The organism is Listeria ivanovii subsp. londoniensis (genome assembly GCF_000763495.1).
Taxonomy (GTDB): Bacteria; Bacillota; Bacilli; order Lactobacillales; family Listeriaceae; genus Listeria; species Listeria londoniensis.
Genome location: NZ_CP009576.1, coordinates 664,384 through 684,124, shown reverse-complemented (window position 1 = coordinate 684,124; position 19,741 = coordinate 664,384). Strand labels below are relative to the sequence as shown.

Genomic DNA, 19,741 nt, shown 5'->3' with positions numbered 1-19,741 from the left:
ACCCCTTTCGCATCATAAGTATTGTATAGGTACGTTTTATAATACCTATTGTTATTCTACTCGTTTTACATGGTAAATAGCAATTAATAGCATTAGTAAGATTTACGAGCCCATCGCACTTTTACTAAAGCCCCTTCTTACCAATGATTGGAAAAAATTTCGAAGTTTTTTTGGCATATTTCTTAAAATCTTCTCGGTCTTGATATTTTTTTTCAAGCAAAGGAACTCCGGAAACAAATAATAGCAATAAGGTAATCAGCACTGGGCTAATAAGTAACCAACTATCCGTTATTTCTGTATAAGCAACCAAAAATACGCCCCACCAGCTGAGTGCTTCTCCAAAGTAATTCGGATGCCTTGTTAGTGACCAAAATCCAGTCGTTAGTAATTTTCCTTTGTTTACCGAATTCTTTTTAAAGTTTTCTAATTGAAGATCTCCTCCTACTTCAAAAATAAAACCAATCAGCCATAAAATGATTCCAACCATTTGCCACCACTGAAAAGTTGTTGTTTCATTTGCAAAGGTATGTGTAATCGGTAAAGCAATAATAAATAATAATACTCCTTGTAAAACAAAGACATTTAAAAAGGCTTTTACATTAACCCAACTAGTTCCCCAGCGTTTTCGCATATTTACATACCGATAGTCCTCAGGTTTATTCCAATTTCGACGAGCTAAGTGCCAAAATAAGCGTACTCCCCATATAGTGACTAATATAAGTATCGTGATGTTTTGAGTAGTCATACTAAAAGTTGCCAAAAAGCCAGTCCATGCTACGACAACAAAACCACCACCCCATGCAATATCCACTAATGAATATTTTTGCTTTATTTTTGAAATAATAAACCAGATAACAAAATAAACTAGTAATGTTCCAGCTACAAGCCAATATATCATAGTGCCCCCTCCTTTTTAATACCAGCAACTGCTACGCTTCCAATTCCCGCGCTAATCGCGATTGCTGCTGAACTATCTACTATATAACTCATTTGTCCTATTTTCTTCTTTAGCTGCGTGCTCCAATCGTGAGCAATTTCAGCAGAACAAACATGTGTAACTGCCAAATCTAATAATGGATTTTCCTGATGGATTTTCCTGACTTTTTTTATGATTCTTTTCATACTTTGCTTTTGGCTAAACGATACACCAATTAGTTTTCCAGAACCAACCTCATCAAGGCTAACGATTGGATATAGTGACATTTTTTGCGCCAGTTTCCCTAAAAATCGAGGAATTCTCCCGGATTCTACCATTGGTGATAAATCTGCAACTGCCACATAGATAAAACTGCGGCTAGCTACTTGTTCCATTTGCCTCGTAACTGTTGCAAATGAACTTCCTGCTTCGATGAGTTCCACTGCTTGCTTCACTAAAAGTCCCTCGGCAACCGAGTTTAATCGTGAATCAATTACTTGTATCCAATCGGATGATAGCTTCTTGTCTTTTATCCGTTGCTGGATTAATTGATAAGTTCCACTTAATTGGGCGGAAACTGTGATGACTAGGACATGCTCATACTTACTTTCTAAAAAGGACAGTAAAGCATCTACTGAATGGATGGTTGGTTGCGCTGTACTCATTTTAGTTTTTTGTGCCAGCTTTTCTTTTATCAATTCTGGCCCGACTGTCAATTTATCCAAAAAATTTTCGTCTTCTGATAAAATATTCATTGGTAGTACATGTATTTGGTGCTTTAGTAAGAATTCCTCGGGTAAATCAGCAATAGAATCGGTCACAATAGCTATTTTTGCTCGAGGTTTTTTAGTTACAAGATATTGAAGACTCATATCATCTACTTTTTGGTAGGTCATTGTGCCAAACTTTGCTAGTATAGCTAATACATCTTTAGGTTCATTGGTATGGATGTGGAGTTTTATTTGCGCCTCATTACAAGCGATGACTAAAGAATCTCCTTTAGTGGCTAGATTAGTTTGAATGGTTTGTTTTGTAACCGTGGGATCTTTGATAATAAATTCTGAACAGTATCTGTATCGCGGCTCGGTAGTTTCCAAATGTTCGATTATTGTTTGATCGTTTTCCACCACTTCGGTCATTACTGCTACTTTTTCACAGTAAGCATTCGTTAGCCCAACAATAAAATAGTAAAAACCTTTTGCTCCCGAATCTACTAACCGATTTTTCTTTAAAATAGGCATTTGAAACTGCGTATGAGCCAAAGCTTTTTCTGCGACTGCTTGTGCGTTTAATAGGGAATGATCGAGAGACCGCTCTTTTGAGTAATTTTTCGAAAGTGCTTCTGACCAAGCGCTCATCACTGACAAAATTGTTCCTTCTTTTGGATCGAGTAATGCTTCATATGCCTTGTTTACAGCCTTTTGAAAAGCTTGCACTAATTCTTCCACAGTTGATTCTAGGTGATGATAATTTTCGGCAACGGCATTTAAATATTGTGCAAATATCATTCCTGAATTTCCTCGAGCTCCAATTAGTGCAGCCGAAGCAACTTCATCTAATAGCTCTTTCGTGGAATATTCTTTGTGGGCCACATTGTCAATAATTGATTGCATTAATGAAGCTAAATTACTACCAGTGTCACCATCTGCTACAGGAAAAACATTAATCCGATTTAGTTCATCTTTTTTGCTTATTACCTCTCTAGCACCATTTAACATGCCTTGTAATAAGCGATTATTTCCTACTTCTGTCATTGTTACGAAACCCCTCCAAAGAAATTCATATTAATAAAGTAAACAATCACAGAAGTAACCGTCGTCACTGCAGTTCCCCAAATAAGATCCATTACAGTCATCGCAACTGGCCAATCTTTTAATGTTGCTAAGTTCGTCAAATCGTATGTCGCGTAACAAATTAAACCAAATAATGCAGCTGCTAAGATGACATAACCAATACTACCTTTTTCGGTTCCTGGAATTAAAACGAAAAAGGTAACACCAATCACATAAAGTAGATAGAAAATAACAGCTGGCCATATTCGGACATCTCCCATTAACTCCCCGATAAAATGCTGATACATTTTTTTAGAAACAACGAGTAACCAAAAAAGATCAAATATCAAAAAAATAACGGCGCTCGTTATGAAAAGCTTCAAAAATTGTGTCATTACAATCCTCCTTATCACCTGATAAGTGAATTTTAACATACCTAAGTAGTTCTCCCTAGAAGGTTGCTCATATTTCCTCATGTGAATTTCGGCGCAAAAGAATCAACCGTTTCTTCGTTAAACGATTGATTCTTTATTTATAAATTTTGAGAGGCATATGCTTTACTGAATTCATAGCGCGCAATAGCTTCTTTTCGGCGTTCTTGATGATTAATTATCGGAAATGGGTAATCTTCTCCTAAAATCACCTTAAATTCTGTTTGTTCTTTTGCTGTCATTTTTTCGGGTTGGTGAATGAATTTGTCTGGTAAATTTGCTAACTCTTGTACATACTTCCGAATAAAGTTTCCCAATGAATCAAATTTTTCTGATTGAGTTGTTGGGTTAAAAATCCGAAAATATGGTACAGCATCTGTTCCCGTTGACGCTGCCCATTGCCAACCACCGATATTACTTGCTGGATCATAGTCAACTAGCATTTGTTGGAAATATTTTTCTCCCCAGCGCCAATCAATCAAAAGATCTTTCGTTAAAAAAGAAGCCGTAATCATTCGTAAACGATTATGCATCCAACCAGTTTCTTTTAGCTGACGCATTGCTGCATCAACAAGCGGATATCCCGTCGCACCTTGTTGCCATTTTTGAAAGTAGTTGCGATTATTTTCCCATTCAATAAAACGATAATTAGTCTGAATCGCTTCATTTTTTTGATTAGGGAAAGAAACATAAATCATATTATAAAAGTCGCGCCAACAAAGCTCTTTTTCGAATGTTGTCCTTCCGTCTGTAGGTTCTGCTTTTTGAACCGCTTGCCAAACCGTTCGAATCGAAAGTTCTCCTGTCCGTAAAAAACGCGATAAATGGCTGGTTTTATCAAGGTCTGGAAAATCTCTAACTTCCTTATACTGGGCTAAGTTTTCTTTCACAAAATGATTTAATTGATTGTTAGCCACTGTTTCACCAAGCATATTTTCAGCTAACAAGGGAAGCGCTTGTGCCATCTGGACAAACTGCTCCTCATCTTCTGGAAATAAAATTGCTTTCTGGATTTTTGCTGGGTTCACTGTAACTTGTATAGGAAATTCTTTTATTTCCTCCCGCCATTTTTTGTAGTAAGGAGTAAAAATTTTATAGAACTCGCTGGTCGATTTTTTCACAGCATCTGCATGATGGAGATAGGCATCGTCAAAAGCGAAAACTGTCATTCCCGCTTGCGCAAAAAAGCGTAATGCTGTTTCATCCCGTTTTGCCCCATAACCTGTCTCATCGCGATTAAAATACACTTTGTCCCAAGATGGAACTTTTTCTTTTAGTTTTTCTAAGAGATTGATTGGTTCTCCAAACATTATTTGTGAATGCGCTATTTTATCGACTTGTTGTTTGAAATAAGCGACACTGGAGAAAAATGCCTGATGACTCGGGCTTTTTGTTATGAATTGCTCTGGATTGACTTGAAATAGCAAGATTAACTCATCATTATCTTTACACGCTTGATAAAGTGCCGTGTTATCACTTAATCGCAAATCTCTCCGAAACCACATTACTGAAGTCATTTTGGCACCTCTTTCTGTAAATTACTTATGACTATATTATACGAGAACCTTGATAATTTAGAAAATAAAGAGCCCCAAAAAAGAACACTATGTATAATAGCGTTCTTTTTACGGAGCATCTGTTAAAGTCCATTCAATAGTTGTTTCATAATTTTCATCTGCATAGGTTTCTGCTGTATTTGCTTCCACTAAAACACCTTGATTTTCTTCCCACTTGATAGGAACAATTATTTCATCTGTCGCTTGTGCTTCGAAAACGGTTGTTGGTTCCTCTGAAAGTATCTTTTTTTCGCCACTTCTATCAATGAAAATAAGTCCTTCTGGTAAAGTATGAGCACTGTTTATGGTGGAGGTTAATGGTGACGGAATTCTGGCTGTCACTCGAAATGACTTGCCGGCTCCTCTTGAGTCTAATACAGACATATCAAAATCAGCATTACGCTTAGCAATATTTTGTTGAGTCGCCAGTTCGGTTGTTTCAAAGGAAATCGTTTCCGGAACTTGATTAAATTTTAATTCTCCGGTTACTTGTATTGTAATTTCTTTCGTTAACTCACCTATTTGAAGTGTCGCTTTAAACATGCCTGATGTTTTTTCGATATCAGTATTCGCGACGATTACTTCATCTGATAAGTCAACACCGGTTGTTACGTTAAATGCTTTCGCGCTAGATTCTTTGATAATCAGTTCGCTCAGTTCTGCTTCATTTAGACTACTAATCTCACTTAAATGGATAGAAAAATCCGTTGCTCTAAGCGCTTTATTATCTTGTATGTTTGTTTTGTCGTCTTTGATAAATACAGGCACAATAATATCTACATAATTATTGGCTTTATCTTCTAAGCGAACAATTGCCTGCTGTGGACCAAATACATTGGTATCTGGCGTAGTTTGAAGTGTCTTTATAATTCCTGCGCCACTTGTATTATCGGAATGGTCATAAACATCTGTCACTAAATCCGCTACATCTGGAAATGGATCTCCAATAGTCAAAACTTGTGGTACTGGTTTTCCGCTTGGTGGTGTCACGTCTGCTACAGTAGCTTTTTCTAAAGTAATCGTTCTTTGATCTTGTGAAATGGTCGTTGTTAAGTCGGTATATGGTCTTATGAAGCCATCTGGAATCATTATTTGATAATTTCCAGTTTTATCAGCTTGACCTTTGAGCTGTTTATCTACGCCATTTTCAGTATAAGAAACCGTAATATAAGCATCTAGAGTTGCCATTCCTGAAATGTTTGCATCGCTATCATTCACTGAATTTATTGTACCTTCTAAGCGTCCCATCGCTATCATTCGTGCCGTATTTTGATTAAAATTTGCTGCAGTCATATCGACATTAGTGGAAACGATTTTCGTTGTCGTCCCACTATAAGTTAAGCTCCCAATGACATTATCACCAGCTGGCAAACTAAAACTTTGCTGAGGCGCATCTGTCCGGTCAATGGTTCCTGCTGTATTCCAATAATTCACCATCTGTGTTTCGAAATTAAATGTGTTCGCATATGGCCAGTAAAGCATTGCATTGTCTGGTGTTGTGGCGATTAAAAAGCTCCGCGGATTTTGGACATCTAACTTAGCTGTCGCAGTGCTAAAATAAAGAATATTGCCTGTACCACCTGTTTTTTTCAAGATAAAACGTGCATCTGGATTTACATTAATATCACCTGACATCCAAAGAAGTGGATTGATTCCTGCTGTCTTCGTTATTGTAACATCAGCACCTACTGCAACATTCACCGTTCCACCAACTGTATCACGGAAAATATTATTATTAGAACTAATAGCTAATTTAGCATTTTTCTTCACATCTATATCAATTGGTTTTGCGCCTGATCGATAAAACATCCCTGTCCCATTTGATAGTATCGTTACATCGGCATTTTCTTCCACCGTAAAAGTATTTAATTCCGCTGTCCCGCTTCCAAACCAAAAAACACTATTGGCATTGGAATTTGCATGATCGATTTTTAGTTTACCAAAAACATTTACTCCTTTTACTTCACCAACTTCATTTGCTGCTGATCCTGAAACTACTGATGCTATTCTAATATCATTATCGCCAGAAAAAACTGCTACTCCATTCAAATTATATATCAATTGTGGACCTTGATAATGAATGTTTTCATAGTTTTGGACTACATTTTTTGCAGCACCTAAAACAGAGATTGTTCCGTAATAGTTTTTCCCAATAATGTTAATGTCTTTTAAAGTAGTTTCTTTTGCTCCATTGTTTGTATCAACTGTTATGACACTACTCTGCGCCCCCGCACTTGCCATTGTTTCTGTTAACGTGTGAATTTCATTAGTTACAGGGTTTTTACCAGATAAAGTAAATGTTTTTTTCGCATCTGGTATTTTAATTCCACTAGAAAGCGGGATATCTGCTCCAAGGTAGACTGTGTCAATTCCGTTATTTTCTGAAATAGCCTTCTTTAATTCATCAAAAGTTGTGACAACCGCTTCATTTGCTGCTAATGTTGCGTTTTCTGTCTCTGCATCGGCTACAACTTCAAAGCTAAGGAAAAGAGCTGCTAGTGCCATTAGAACGATTATTTTTTTAAGAGACATGTTGCTAGCTCCTTTCATCTTTTATTGTCTTTTTCTTCGTTTCCTAGTAATTAATATAATAACGAAGAAAATCAGGAAAATACTGATAGCAATCACTACATACAGCCATGGATTAGATTGTTCGATGTTAACTGCTTCTTTATTTAAATTTTGATCCTTATCGACAATGGCGAATTTTTCATCCCATTTCCAAGTTTCGCTGCCATTTGTTGCCGTCATTTTCAACCGATAATCGCCAGCTTCTAATGGTTGGTTTTCCCAGTCAATATCATAATCAAGGCTGGAATTTGGGGCAATTGTCATATCCGTTTTTTTCGTTTGGTGTAATACAGTATTTGAAGCTTGTTTGTACACTTTTGCATCGACACTTAAATCTTTGATGATTACTGATTGGTCATTTTGTAATTTTGCAACAATCGCTGTACGATAGTTTACAAGTGTTGGTTTGATACTTTTTAAATTTATATTAGGGGTGACTTGTTTGTCATTTTCAGATAACTGCATGCCGACAATATAGGAATATTCATTTTTAAGAGAGACGCCATCTGTTTTTTCTGTCTCCGTTGTTGCTCGCTTTTTAAACTGCACTGCACCTAAAATAACTCCATCGATAGTTTCTTCAGGCATTGCTATATTTACTTGCACTACTTTCGTTCCATTTACCGGAATAGTTAGTACTCTTTGATTCTCTGGAATTTTGGCGATTTCGGGTAATGGATGCAGCATACTTTTGTCTGTTTTGTTTAAATCATTTTTTGTATAGTCAATCGTTCCGGTTCTGCTTGTTGTTGCGTAAGTTATGTTAGTTTCTACTTGTATTTCTTCGTTGGAGCTATTTTTCACTTCAATTTCTACCGTCTGTTTTTGTTCTGGTTCCATTCTTAAGTCAAAGTATGTTTGTTTTTTATCTACTTGATTGGCTGGAATTCTCGCTTGGACTGAATAACCAACATCTCCTTCAGCCGCTTTAACTTCAAGCGTAGGAAAAAGACTAATTAACAATGGAATCATTAAAAATAGACTTAGAAAAAATTTTTTCACACGTATCTTCCTTTCTTTAGGAATACTAGGTTTATTTCATAAAAATGGCGCCTAAGATGGTTAGTAAGTTTTCTCAGGCGCCTTTTTTTAGATTCCAGGTGCGTCGGATAATGTCCACGTAATGGTTGCTTCATGGCTACCAAGTGTTGCACTACCACCTGGGATAGTTAACTTAACGTTATCGTTCAAACTATCCGCATCATCTGGAGTAGCTCCAAACCAGCGATTAATCCAAGTTCCCATTCCTTCTGTTTCTTTAGCGGATACAACTTTTACAATCGAAGCTCCGTCAGTCGGAAGATCCACTTGTTTGGAAGCAGTTGGCGAAGTTGTCGTAGTACTAGCAGAAGCAGATTCTCCGTTTTGGAATGATAAAGTTGCCCCAGCTAAGGAAGCCGCATTATCTTCGTTTTGGAAACCACTTGCTGTTGCTGTTACGCTCCACCCCTTGCCAGTTCCACGACGGTCACTAACTTGGATGAAGGGCTTTCTTGAAGTAGAAGAATATGTTTGCTCATTAGATGAGACCTCTTGCTCACCAAAGGCAACGGAAGAAACATAGTCAAGTGTTAGTGGACCTGTATTTCCGGTTCCTGGGTCTGTAGGATTACTTGGGTCTAAAGGATCTAGTGGATTAGCAGGATCTGTTGGATCAACTGGATTCACCATTCCAGTTCCTGCTTTAAAATTCACAGAAGCTTTTGAATCTCCTAAAGATGTTGCTGCAAATGCAGTTGGTGCCATTAGAGTTATCGAACCAACACAAACTACCCCTAAAATGATTTGTTTTTTGAATAGCATTATTTTCTCCTTTCGTTTTCGCGCTGCATTTATCGTATGATGAAACAAAATACAATTCAATGAACAAATTGTTAAACTGTCTATAAATCCCACTTCCTCTAGTGCTTTTCAAGAACAACCTTTCATAGAAACTGCACTATTACTAGTTTAAGGTTGTAAAGCATAAAATTGTGTCAATTTAGCGAATTTTATCTCTTTATACATTCAAAATCGTTATTTTTATGCATTATATGTAGTTAAACAGTAAAAAACACACAAAAAAATCCTACTAAACAGAAATATTTTTTCCGCTAGTAGGATTTTATAAATTACTCTTTTGATTCTTCCTGCGTAGTTACAAATTCGCTTTCTGGTTGTTCACCATATAAACCTGATACGCGTTTGAACCAAATGAATACGTGTGTCACGATTACTTTAAGGACTGCATAACCCGGTACAGCAAAGATTACTCCTAGTACGCCGAACAAGTTTCCAGCAATTAAAATAACAAATAAAATGGTTATTGGGTGTACTTTTAGTGTTTTACCCATTACTTGTGGAGAAATAAATTTACCTTCAAGTAATTGGACAACACACCAGACAATAATTAATTTAACTAGTAACCAAGGAGATGTGACAATCGCTATAATGATAGCTGGTGTAATCGCAATTGCTGGCCCTAGATACGGAACAATACTAGTACATGCTGCAATGATCGCTAACGTCAGTGCGTAAGGTAAACCAATAATTAGATAACCGATAAACAAAAGAATACCAATACATAAACTAACAATGATTTGTCCACGAATATACGAACTGATTTGATGGTTTGCTTCACCAAGAACTTGACGTGTATGGGCCCGGCCATTGACTGGCAACATTTTCAGTAAAAAGTCAGGTAATTTCTTGCCATCTTTTAATAAATAGAATAGAACAAGTGGTGTAGTTACAATTGCTAGTATCACTTCTGTTACAGTTCCGACAATGCTACCGATGCTTGTAATTGCGCCATTTAATACGGAAGTGCCTTTTTCAGAGATGGTTTTCATAATATCACTCATGTTAGTACTTAGTTTATCTTTCAACTGGTCAAACAGACTTGACTGACTGAACTCATTGAATTTTTGTGTGATTTGATCCCAGTACCCTGGAAACGTTTTAAATAGGCTAATAATTTGGTCTTTTACAGCTGGAATAACAAAACTAAATAATAGAATAATTAAACCAATGATTACTACGTATAACAAAGCTATTGCCCAACCGCGCTTCCATTTTTTCTTCTCTAACCAGTCAATTATTGGATTAAATAAGTAGTAAGAAATCCCTGCTAGAATAATTGGCGCAGCGACGGTTTTGAGAATAACCATTAGCGGATCAAAAATAAACGCTATCTTGGTTAATACGTAAATATCAAGTGCAACTAATAGAAAAATTAATAACCCGAGTACAAATTTGTTATCAATAAAAAACTGCTTAAATTTTGTTAACGATCCCTTCACTTTACCACCCTCTTTTTTGTATATTGATTTTCATTTGTTACCATTATATATAATTTTACCCTCGTTCTCACTTAATTACCCATTTTTTTGAAAAAAATCAGCCCAAAGTTGTAGCATCAACCTTGGACTAACCCTTCTGGATCTAATTCAAGTAGCGCATGAGCAAAATAAAAATGATAATCCGCTTGGAATTTCTCAAATAACTGAGCGCCTTCCTTTTGATACATGACAAGTGGATCTTGTTGTCCATATGCACGTAAATGAATTCCTTCTCGAAGTTGCACCATCGCATCTAAGTGCATCACCCACATTTGATCCATTAAGTTTAAATACACTTCTTTTTCGATTGCATTGATAGTTTCTAACGGGAATTTATCACGTTCTTTTTTATGCCAGGCGACAATTTTTTCTACGACTTCGGTAGGTTCCATCAGCGATACTTCGTCAAAAGAAATCGGAAATTTGGTTCCACCAAGAAATTCTTTTTGACGGGCGTAATATTTTTCCATTTTTTCTGGGTCAGTTTCAGTATGGATAAAGGCATACTCGGCAACTTCACGAAGAATTTTCTCAGAAGATACACCCAGTTTATTTCGTTCTAGCAATTGATCTCGTTCTTTGTACACCATTTTTCGTTGTAAATCGATTACTTCATCATAAGAAAGTAAATCTTTACGAATGTCATAATTAGCTCCCTCTAATCGTTTCTGCGCATTAACAACCACTGCATGGATTTTACTTGAATTTACTGGTTTGCCATCACGTGGCGCTTTTCGTTTTAGTTTGGCAGATAATTTTTCCCAGCTTTTACTTTCGAATTGTTCTAATAAATCGTCCTCCAGTGAAATCATAAACTTACTAAAACCTGGATCTCCACGTCGACCAGAACGCCCCATTAACTGCAAATCAATACGGCGACTTTCATGGCGTTCTGTTCCAATAACAGCTAATCCGCCGAGTTTATGAACATCTGGGTCGAGTTTGATATCAGTACCTCGTCCAGCCATATTAGTCGCCAAAGTAACCATGCCACGTTTTCCTGCTTTAGCAATAATTTCAGCTTCTTGTGCGTGGTTTTTGGCATTTAAAACTTGGTGTGGAATTCCAGCAGCATCAAGCAACCCGCTAATCCACTCGTTGCTTTTTATCGAAGAAGTTCCGATTAATGTCGGTTGGCCTTTTTCATAACGCCAGGAAACTTCGTATACAATCGCCCGTCCTTTTTCTTTCTTTGTATAAAAAATATCATCTGGTACATCTTCCCGGTTGATCCGCAAATTAGTTGGAATTACAACGACATCCATGTTATAAATTTGTCTAAACTCTTCTTCTTCAGTTTTAGCTGTCCCAGTCATTCCAGAGATTTTCTTGTACATTCGGAAATAGTTTTGAATTGTAATGGTCGCAAGTGTTCGTGATTCTTCCTTCACTTCGACACCTTCTTTTGCTTCAATTGCTTGGTGAAGTCCATCATTAAAACGGCGTCCTGGTAATGCTCGCCCTGTGTGGGGGTCAATTATTAGCACTTCATCATCAAGTACTACATAATCTTTATCTTTATGCATTAAAAAGTGAGCCCGCATTAAAAGCATAGTAATCCGAAGTACGGATTGCGCTTCAGTTGAGTATAGTGATTCTACCCCCCAAAACTTCTGTGCTTTTTCTATCCCCGCATCATTGAGCCAAACAAAACGCTTGTGTTCTTCTATTTCGTAATCATCTTTCATCATTGTTTTCACTAGTTTATTAGCTGTTAGGTAAAGCGATAAATCTTCTTCTTTACGGTCTGAAATAAGCAGTGGTGTACGAGCTTCATCTATTAAAATAGAGTCAGCTTCGTCTATCAATACAAAATCTAATCCGCTTTGTACTTTATCTTCCATTTGTCGCACCATATTATCTCGTAAATAATCAAAGCCAAACTCAGAAGCTGTTCCATAAATGACATCTGCTGTATAAATAGCTTTTTTCTGTGCCTTATCTAGCCCAGATTCATTTAGCGCAACCGAAATACCTAAATATTCTAGCACTTGTCCAATTTCTTCACGGTCACGTCTCGCTAAGTATTCATTGGCTGTAACGAGATGCACTTTGTTACCACGTATTACTTCTATAAACATCACAAATAACGACATCAATGTTTTACCCTCACCGGTTTTCATTTCTGCCACTTTACCATCACCGAGTACAAGTGCACCAATTAATTGAACGACTACCGCATCGAGTCCAATAATTCTGCTAGCAGCTTCTCGTGCCAAAGCAAAAATATTAATTTTATCTCGATCTGTCATCTGTTTTGTTTGGAACTTTTCACGCCAATAATTTGTTTGTTCGCAAAGTTCATCTTGGTCCATATTTTTATATAAGCCTTCTTTTTTTACAATCTGGCGAGCAATTTCACGATACTGTTTTACAATTTTTCGATCATCAAAGTTCTGTTTCATCAAATAACATCCTCCATACCTTCTATTATAGAATACCATAAAGTCATCTGGCAATTCATTTCGAGCCTTTATCCACCAAAAAACAACCTCCATTTCATATTACAAATATATTAAATTTTTCTATTAACAAATAACAATAGGTTTCCCATAGCGAAAGTTGTTGATTGTTATGCATCACTCCCCTACATCTCAATGGACTCCCTAGCAGTACATCCCAAGCCCTAAGAATACACGTTCGTTTTTATTATTGTTACAAAGTTATTACAAACATCTGGTATAGTCCGCTTTCTACTTTTTCCTTGTTATCTCTTTGTTTGTTTTTTACGTTAAAACTGGGTAAACTTAGTATTAATCACTATAAAATTAATTCTTAAATACTTAATTACGTATGGGATTTTCTGAAAAAAGAGAGGAGTTTTATGAATATGAAAAAAGCAACTATCGCGGCTACAGCTGGGATTGCGGTTACAGCATTTGCTGCACCAACTATCGCATCCGCAAGCACTGTAGTAGTTGAAGCTGGAGATACTCTTTGGGGTATTGCTCAAGATAAGGGGACAACTGTTGACGCACTTAAAAAAGCGAACAATCTAACATCTGATAAAATCGTACCTGGTCAAAAATTGCAAATAACTGAGGTAGCAAGCGAACAAACAGAGAAATCTGTTACCGCTACTTGGTTAAACGTACGTTCTGGCGCTGGAGTTGATAACAGTATCGTCACTTCTTTAAAAGGTGGCACGAAAGTAACTGTTGAATCTACTGAAGCAAATGGCTGGAACAAAATTTCATATGGCGAAGGAAAAACTGGTTATGTTAATGGCAAATACTTAGGTACTGCTGTAACAAGTGCCCCTGCTCCTGAAGTAAAAGAAGAAACAACAACTCAAGTGGCACCTGCTGCTGAAACGAAAGCGGAAGTAAAACAATCTACTGAAGCAACCGCTCTTCCTAAAGCGGAAACAAAAACAGAAACTCCTGCTGTAGATACAACTGCTACAACATATACTGTTAAAAGTGGCGACACAATTTGGGCATTATCCAGTAAATATGGCACTTCTGTTCAAAACATAATGTCATGGAATAATTTATCTTCTTCTTCTATTTATGTAGGACAAGTTCTTGCTGTTAAACAGGAAGCTGCTAAAACCGCTTCACCAAAAGCGGAAGTAAAAACGGAAACTCCAACAGCTGAAAAACAAGTGTCTACTCCAGTAGTAAAAGAAAATACTCAAACTACAACAGAGAAAAAAGAAGTTACACCTCAAAAACAAACAAATACACAAGCACCGGCACAAGCTGCGAAACCAGCTCCTGCCCCTGCTCCAACTGTTAACACTAACGCTTCTTCATATACAGTAAAAAGTGGCGATACATTAGGCAAAATTGCTTCTACATTTGGAACTACAGTTTCCAAAATTAAAGCACTTAACGGCTTAAATAGTGATAATCTTCAAGTTGGACAAGTGTTAAAAGTAAAAGGCACAGTACCAACTACTAATACAAACAGTAATAGCAATGCTACTGCTCCAACAACGAATACAAATAATAATACTTCAAATACAAGTACACCTTCTAAAAACACCAATACAAACTCTAATGCTAACCAAGGATCTAGCAGCAGCGCAAGTGCAAGCTCATTAATCGCTGAAGCTCAAAAACATCTGGGAAAAGCTTATTCATGGGGTGGTAACGGACCAACTACATTCGATTGCTCCGGATTCACTAAATATGTCTTTGCTAAATCTGGCGTTACTTTACCACGTACTTCCGGAGCTCAATATGCTAGCTCAACAAAGATCTCTGAATCTCAAGCAAAAGCTGGTGATTTAGTATTCTTTGATTATGGTAACGGAATTGCTCACGTTGGTATTTATGTTGGTAACGGTCAAATGATTAACGCACAAGACAATGGTGTTCAGTATGATAATATTCACGGCTCTGGATGGGGTCAATATCTAGTTGGCTTCGGTCGCGTATAATTAATAATTGAATGAAACCTGTGGAGCAGGAATTTCGCTTCACAGGTTTTTTGTTGGAATTTTATCTTGATGAAAGACGGTGCTCTATGAAAAACTCCATTAAAGTAAAAATATTTCCCAAATTCACTAAAGGCTATAAAGAAGGTTATCCCTTGATTCTTAAAGAACGCATGGAAAAATGGCCAAAAGAACTTGAAGAAGGCGATACATTAGAATTAATCGATGCGTCTGGCAAGTTTGTAGCTCGTGGCTATCACGGTAAGCAAAATAAAGGGGATGGCTGGCTTTTTACTTGGGACAAAAAAGAACAGCTTGATGAAACTTTTTTAACCAACTTAATTACCACTGCAAAAGACAAAAGACAGTTTTTATTTGCAGATGATTCAACGACGGCTTTTCGCATTTTTAATGGGGAAGGTGATGGATTTGGTGGCTTTACCGCAGACTATTATGATGGGTATCTTGTCATTCAGTGGTACAGTATCGGCATTTACTCTTTTCAGAAAATGATTTTGGATATTTTTATGTCACTCCCAGAAATCAAAGGCATCTACGAAAAAAGACGTTTTCAAGAAGATACAAAAGATGATTTTGTCGCTGGTCAAAAAGCTGCTTTCCCACTAATCATTAAGGAAAATGGTATTAATTACGCAACTTATTTAGATGATGGTTGGATGACTGGTATTTTTCTTGATCAACGTGATGTTAGGCGTCGTATTAGCGAGGACTACGCTATCTCTAAAAACGTTTTAAATACGTTTTCTTATACTGGGGCGTTTTCTGTTGCTGCTTTGTTTGGTGGAGCTAGTAAGACGACTAGTGTAGATGTGGCTGGACGTTCACTTGCTAAAACAAAAGAGCAACTTGAAGTGAACGGCCTTGATCCAGCGACACAAAGCATCATTGTGGAAGATGTGTTTCATTATTTCAAGTACGCTTTACGAAAACAACTCACTTTTGATTTAATTATTGTGGATCCACCCAGCTTTGCCCGCACAAAAAAAGTCACATTCCGAGCTGCCAAAGATTATCCTAATTTACTTCGGGAAATTATAGATATAACCGCTACTGGTGGAACAATAATTGCTTCTACAAACTATGCTGGCTTTGGAATGAAAGCTTTTAAGAAAATGATTGCGACAGCTTTTGAATCAACAGAGCGAACTTATAAAATTACAGAAAGCCACTCCCTCCCTGCTGATTTTACAATAGATAAAAACTTTCCTGAAGGGAACTATTTAAAAGTGCTATTTTTGACTTTGGATAGATAAATATTGACCAAATTTAAAACACCATTGTTACTAACAGTGGTGTTTTTCTATGGCTAAAAGCGGATAATCATTATAAAAATATGCCTATTTTTATTATTTAATTGACTCTATATACAATTGATAGTTTTTATTTCCTCCCGATAAATTATAAACTTCACTAAAACCATTATTCCGAAGTATATTTTGGGCCGCATTCCCTGTTACTCCTTTATTACAATATGTTATGGTTGGCAAATTGGCATCTAGCGAGGTAATCTTCTCACGTAATTCAGCTAATGGGATATGAATAGCACCTTTAACTGCGGATTTTTCGAATTGTTTTTTAGATCTTGTATCAATAATTTGTATTTCTTCACCATTATTTTGTTTTCGAATGAGCGCTTCTGGAGTAATAAGCGGATTATCATGTAGTGCGTTATTCAAAGCCATACCAGTATATAAAATGGGATCCTTTGTTGTTGCAAATGGTGGTGCATAGGCTAAATCTAAGTGAAATAAATCTGCTGCTGTTGCTTTAAAAGTAATCGCTGTGGCAAGCACGTCAATTCTTTTATCCACCCCACTTGTCCCAATTATTTGAGCACCTAAAATACGCCCTGATTCTTTAGCAGCAATTGCTTTAATCGTTAATTCTTTCCCACCTAGATAGTCTGCCTTATCTGGTTTTATATTGTACAATACTTCTATATCAATGCCTTCTTCATGTGCTTCCTGTTCTGTTAAACCTGTGTATGCAACTGCTGTATCAAAAACACGAATAATTCCTGTTCCAAGAATGCCTTGATGTTTTAGCGAGCCGCCCGTCAAACTATCGCCAGCAATACGTCCCATCTTATTGGCTGTTGAACCTAATGGACGATACAATGGTTTTCCCGTGATCAATGAATAGCTTTCTGCCACATCTCCAACAGCGGAAATATGGGGAATATTCGTTTGCATCTGTTCATCCACGGAAATGGCCTTAGAAATACCAAGTTCAATACCCGTTCTCGCTATTAAATCTGTATTGGGCATAACTCCAGCCGCTAAAATTATCATATCTGTTTGGTACTCTTTTTGTTGATTATCCCATACAGCAGAAATTTGTTTTCCATCTGGTGCTAAACTTACTTTTTCCACAGTAGTATTTAAAATAACCTCCACACCTGCTTGCGTTAATACTTTTTGTACGCGAAAAGCCATATCTTTATCTAGATGTTTCATAATTTGGTTGCCTCGTTGCAAGATTGTTACTTCGATATTTTGCAACCTCAATTGTTCTGCCATTTCTAGTCCAATAAATCCTGCCCCTATAATTAGGGCTTTTTTTGGTCGTTTTTCTTTCATAAATTGATCTATTTTAGCAGTATCTTGAATATTTCTAACTTGAAAAAGATTGGTCGTTTCAGAATATTTTTTAAAGACTTCTGGTATAACAGGTTTTGCTCCTGTCGCAAGAACTAACTCGTCATATGAGTCATGCAAAATCTCTCCTGTTTTTACATTTAATATCGCTAATTTCTTTTGTTGAGGATAAATTTTCTGTACCTGATGCTCGGTAAAAATAGCCACATTATATCGTTTTTGAAACCATGCGGCATCCCTTGGTGTCAACGTATCCATCGACTCAACTTCTCCGCCTATATAATAAGGAATTCCACAGACTGAATAAGAAATATCTTTATCTTGTTCGTATACAACAATTTCTGCTTCTTCTGTATTTCTTCTTGCTTTTGCAGCAACACTTGTCCCAGCAGCTACTGAGCCTATAATGACTATTTTCATATATTGATCTCCATTCATTCCAAATAATTAACGCAAAATATAAACCTGTCTTTGTAACAAATAGGACAGGAAACATGATGACTCTAATGCTTTTAAATTAGTTTACTCATTTTATTTTTGATAAAACATTGCGGTTAAATTCCCCATCTGGTATTATTCTAGCCTTTTTGGTTATGTGAGTTAAAATTTTTTCAATGCTATTCATTTCTAAGAACCAAAAATATTACCAAATAAATGGAATTAATTGTTTTGTTGTTTTCTCATAAGTTTCGAATTGTTCTCCATATTTTTGACGCAAGTAGTCATTTGCATTTGGTATATAAGAAAATATAAATAGGCAGGTTAAGCCTAGTGGTATTAGTAATGCCCACCAATTAAAAGTGAGTAATGCAAAACCAGCCACCCAAAGAATATCGCCTAAATAGTTGATATGAATTGCATATCGAAATAATCCTTTTGTGTACAGCTTTCCTTTATTAGCTGGATCATCTTTAAATGGTTTTCTCAATAGTTCAGACACAGTATTAAGTAGGCTACCAACAATAAATAGCACTATCCCTAATATATATACAATTGGCTGAATATTTTGAGGCCCGAAAATAGCAAATAATGGAAAACCTAAGTAATACAAACCAAAAGCAATACTATTACCAGTGGCTTCTTTCCAGCTTATCCCTCGTGGAAGCCATAAAAACATCATTCCATTTAGACGTATAAAGACAATTATTAAGCAAAAGTAAATACTATAACGAATGATAGTATCTGTTTGCCAATGATTAAATAAGAAAACAGCTATACCTAAATAGCACAATTGCGCAATTAAAATAAATATTTTAGCAGATAGTGTGCGTTTTTTTATACCATACATTTTCCACTTCCCCCTTTTTAAAGAGTACGAATAATATCAATTTTATATTTAGACTTTTTGTAAGGTAATTTAAAAATTTTATTATTAATTTATTCCACTCTCTGGGGCAATTAAACTTGTTAATTCGGCAATATCTTTGTCATATTGGTCCGTTATTAAAGTGACTTCATTTAGCTCAAATGCTTTTACGGCAGATGATTTATGTATTTTTGAGCTGTCGCAAAGTAAAAATGCTTTTTTCGCAGCTTTTAAAATTTCTTTTTTCTTGTTGGCTTCTGTTAAAGTTGGTGTGCTTACACCGCGAACGATATCAACCCCATTTGCTCCTAAAAATGCTTTATCAAAATTAAAAAGTTGGATATTACTATCTGTTAATGGACCGTTAATAGAAGAGATAAATGGGCTATATCTTCCGCCTAAAATAGTGATTTCCGCACGTATTTCTGTTGATATATTAAAGATACTTGTATTGGTAGTGAAAATACTTATTTTTTTGTCTAAAATTTTGTTTAGTAATGCCGTACAAGTAGAACCTGAATCCAAATAAATAACATCACCATCATTAATTTCACTTGCAGCTAAACTGGCGATGATTTCTTTTTGTTCTGTTTGAATTATACTTTTAGCAGAAATTGGTAATTCGCTCGTACTAGAGGATAGTTTGACAGCACCACCAATAAGCATATTTACTTTTCCTAACTTTTCCAGTTCTTTTAAATCTCTTCTTAAAGTGGATATAGAAATATTAGGAATAACTTTTTGCAATTCATCAATCTTTATAATTTCTTTTGTTTCTAGAAATGTGATAATTCTTTCTTGCCTTTCATAGGGAATCATATATACCTCCAAAAATAGCTAGCTCTTTATAATGTCATTAAATTTTAT

14 protein-coding genes are annotated in these 19,741 nt (G+C 36.2%); 2 read left to right on the top strand and 12 right to left on the bottom strand.

The features are described 5' to 3' along the window. Positions 1-124: 124 nt before the first annotated feature. The 9 genes from JL53_RS03250 to secA2 form a co-directional block, all read right to left on the bottom strand. Positions 125-895 (bottom strand): DUF1295 domain-containing protein, encoded by a 771-nt coding sequence (locus tag JL53_RS03250; protein WP_077916286.1) that lies wholly within the window; start codon positions 893-895, stop codon positions 125-127. Further along, entirely contained in the window at positions 895-2,670 is a 1,776-nt protein-coding gene (locus JL53_RS03245) for a DAK2 domain-containing protein (protein WP_003718720.1), read from the bottom strand. Before JL53_RS03245 ends, JL53_RS03250 begins: the two co-directional genes overlap by 1 nt. 2 nt (positions 2,671-2,672) lie before the next feature. Beyond that, entirely contained in the window at positions 2,673-3,083 is a 411-nt protein-coding gene (locus JL53_RS03240; protein WP_003718719.1) for a DUF2177 family protein, read from the bottom strand. A 137-nt stretch (positions 3,084-3,220) separates the two neighbouring features. Then, positions 3,221-4,636 carry a cryptochrome/photolyase family protein gene (locus JL53_RS03235; RefSeq protein WP_038406752.1) on the bottom strand — a complete coding sequence of 472 codons (1,416 nt, stop codon included), beginning with the start codon at positions 4,634-4,636 and terminating at the stop codon, positions 3,221-3,223. Positions 4,637-4,744: 108 nt separating this feature from the next. Continuing rightward, positions 4,745-7,207 (bottom strand): hypothetical protein, encoded by a 2,463-nt coding sequence (locus JL53_RS03230; RefSeq protein ID WP_038406751.1) that lies wholly within the window; start codon positions 7,205-7,207, stop codon positions 4,745-4,747. Between the two features lie 21 nt (positions 7,208-7,228). Next, positions 7,229-8,248 carry a WxLIP family cell surface protein gene (locus JL53_RS03225; protein WP_038406750.1) on the bottom strand — a complete coding sequence of 340 codons (1,020 nt, stop codon included), beginning with the start codon at positions 8,246-8,248 and terminating at the stop codon, positions 7,229-7,231. An 87-nt stretch (positions 8,249-8,335) separates the two neighbouring features. Then, positions 8,336-9,049 (bottom strand): WxL domain-containing protein, encoded by a 714-nt coding sequence (locus JL53_RS03220; RefSeq protein ID WP_038406749.1) that lies wholly within the window; start codon positions 9,047-9,049, stop codon positions 8,336-8,338. A gap of 308 nt (positions 9,050-9,357) precedes the next feature. After that, the gene (locus JL53_RS03215) at positions 9,358-10,527 is read right to left on the bottom strand and encodes an AI-2E family transporter (RefSeq protein ID WP_038406748.1); all 1,170 of its coding nucleotides are present in this window, start codon (positions 10,525-10,527) and stop codon (positions 9,358-9,360) included. Between the two features lie 116 nt (positions 10,528-10,643). Beyond that, positions 10,644-12,971: an accessory Sec system translocase SecA2 gene (gene secA2 / locus JL53_RS03210; protein WP_038406747.1), complete on the bottom strand. Its 2,328-nt coding sequence runs from the start codon at positions 12,969-12,971 to the stop codon at positions 10,644-10,646. A 425-nt stretch (positions 12,972-13,396) separates the two neighbouring features. On the opposite strand from secA2, the gene JL53_RS03205 reads away from it, so the two are divergent. Together JL53_RS03205 and JL53_RS03200 are read left to right on the top strand one after the other, a co-directional pair. Then, positions 13,397-14,953: an invasion associated endopeptidase gene (locus JL53_RS03205; protein WP_077916403.1), complete on the top strand. Its 1,557-nt coding sequence runs from the start codon at positions 13,397-13,399 to the stop codon at positions 14,951-14,953. 86 nt (positions 14,954-15,039) lie between these two features. Next, on the top strand, positions 15,040-16,224 hold the full coding sequence (locus tag JL53_RS03200) for a class I SAM-dependent rRNA methyltransferase (RefSeq protein ID WP_038406745.1): 1,185 nt from the start codon (positions 15,040-15,042) through the stop codon (positions 16,222-16,224). Positions 16,225-16,317: 93 nt separating this feature from the next. On the opposite strand, the gene JL53_RS03195 is transcribed toward JL53_RS03200, so the two are convergent. From JL53_RS03195 to JL53_RS03185, 3 genes are all read right to left on the bottom strand, one after another. Beyond that, positions 16,318-17,988, bottom strand: a complete 1,671-nt coding sequence (locus JL53_RS03195; protein ID WP_038406744.1) for an FAD-dependent oxidoreductase — start codon at positions 17,986-17,988, stop codon at positions 16,318-16,320. A 223-nt stretch (positions 17,989-18,211) separates the two neighbouring features. Then, positions 18,212-18,856 carry a DUF1295 domain-containing protein gene (locus JL53_RS03190; RefSeq protein ID WP_038406743.1) on the bottom strand — a complete coding sequence of 215 codons (645 nt, stop codon included), beginning with the start codon at positions 18,854-18,856 and terminating at the stop codon, positions 18,212-18,214. An 84-nt stretch (positions 18,857-18,940) separates the two neighbouring features. Next, positions 18,941-19,693, bottom strand: a complete 753-nt coding sequence (locus JL53_RS03185) for a DeoR/GlpR family DNA-binding transcription regulator (protein ID WP_038406742.1) — start codon at positions 19,691-19,693, stop codon at positions 18,941-18,943. Positions 19,694-19,741: the final 48 nt, after the last annotated feature.

Coding starts and splice junctions, on each gene's coding strand:
- JL53_RS03205 (WP_077916403.1), top strand. CDS start 13,397: ATGAAAAAAGCAACTATCGCGGCTACAGCTGGGATTGCGGTTACAGCA.
- JL53_RS03230 (WP_038406751.1), bottom strand. CDS start 7,207: ATGTCTCTTAAAAAAATAATCGTTCTAATGGCACTAGCAGCTCTTTTC.
- JL53_RS03195 (WP_038406744.1), bottom strand. CDS start 17,988: ATGAAAATAGTCATTATAGGCTCAGTAGCTGCTGGGACAAGTGTTGCT.
- JL53_RS03200 (WP_038406745.1), top strand. CDS start 15,040: ATGAAAAACTCCATTAAAGTAAAAATATTTCCCAAATTCACTAAAGGC.
- JL53_RS03245 (WP_003718720.1), bottom strand. CDS start 2,670: ATGACAGAAGTAGGAAATAATCGCTTATTACAAGGCATGTTAAATGGT.
- secA2 (WP_038406747.1), bottom strand. CDS start 12,971: ATGAAACAGAACTTTGATGATCGAAAAATTGTAAAACAGTATCGTGAA.
- JL53_RS03220 (WP_038406749.1), bottom strand. CDS start 9,049: ATGCTATTCAAAAAACAAATCATTTTAGGGGTAGTTTGTGTTGGTTCG.
- JL53_RS03185 (WP_038406742.1), bottom strand. CDS start 19,693: ATGATTCCCTATGAAAGGCAAGAAAGAATTATCACATTTCTAGAAACA.
- JL53_RS03240 (WP_003718719.1), bottom strand. CDS start 3,083: ATGACACAATTTTTGAAGCTTTTCATAACGAGCGCCGTTATTTTTTTG.
- JL53_RS03235 (WP_038406752.1), bottom strand. CDS start 4,636: ATGACTTCAGTAATGTGGTTTCGGAGAGATTTGCGATTAAGTGATAAC.
- JL53_RS03190 (WP_038406743.1), bottom strand. CDS start 18,856: ATGTATGGTATAAAAAAACGCACACTATCTGCTAAAATATTTATTTTA.